1 protein-coding gene is annotated in these 729 nt (G+C 45.5%); it reads left to right on the top strand.

Going from position 1 to position 729, the window contains the following annotated elements; all coding sequences use genetic code 11:
- Positions 1-75: 75 nt before the first annotated feature.
- Positions 76-729 (top strand): IS256 family transposase (locus G5B42_RS11560; RefSeq protein ID WP_181340624.1); only part of this gene is annotated, 654 nt, incomplete at its 3' end.

The following is a 729-nucleotide window of genomic DNA, read 5'->3' as shown; positions in this document are numbered from 1 at the left end:
TTTGAAGAGGAAAAGCCATCGGGACTCCGAAATGGTAAGTTGCTCAAAAAACAAACCAAAAGGAGTGTTGCCCCGATGGCCTACCATAAGAATACCGTAAATTTAGAAAAAATGCTACTGAAATTTTTAGGCGAGCCGGATCCCATGCTCTCCATGCTTGAATGGCTATGCCATAAGATGATGGAAGTAGAAGTCGAAAATAAGCTCAATGCCGGCAAAGGCGAACACTCCCCGAATAGAACCGGTTATCGCTCCGGAACACGGGTCAGACGCTTCGATACCCGGATGGGAACAATTTATCTGCTGATACCAAAAGTTCGTAAAGGCGGCTACGTACCCTTCTTCGTGACCGAAAAAAAGCGTTCCGAACAAGCGTTAATCCAGGTAGTCCAAGAAGCCTTTATTAACGGCGTTTCCACCCGTAAAATTGAACGGCTGGCCCGGAGTCTCGGTATTGAATCAATTTCACCCAGCCAGGTTTCTCAGATTAATAAAGAGCTGACTCAGCAGGTTGAAGAGTTTAGAAACCGTCCTCTTGCAGATACATATCCGGTGATCTGGATTGATGCTTTATACGAGAAGATCCGGGATAACCATCGCGTTTGTAATATGGCAGTTCATGTTGTGTGTGGAGTTAATCTTGAAGGGAAACGCGAGGTTTTAGCGGTTGAGCCCATGTACGAAGAATCAGAAGCGTCGTATACCGCTTTGTTTACCGGTCTCAAAAAA

Origin of the sequence: Capillibacterium thermochitinicola (assembly GCF_013664685.1) — a bacterium.
GTDB lineage: Bacteria > Bacillota > UBA4882 > UBA10575 > UBA10575 > Capillibacterium > Capillibacterium thermochitinicola.
This window is presented reverse-complemented; position numbering and strand designations above follow the sequence as displayed.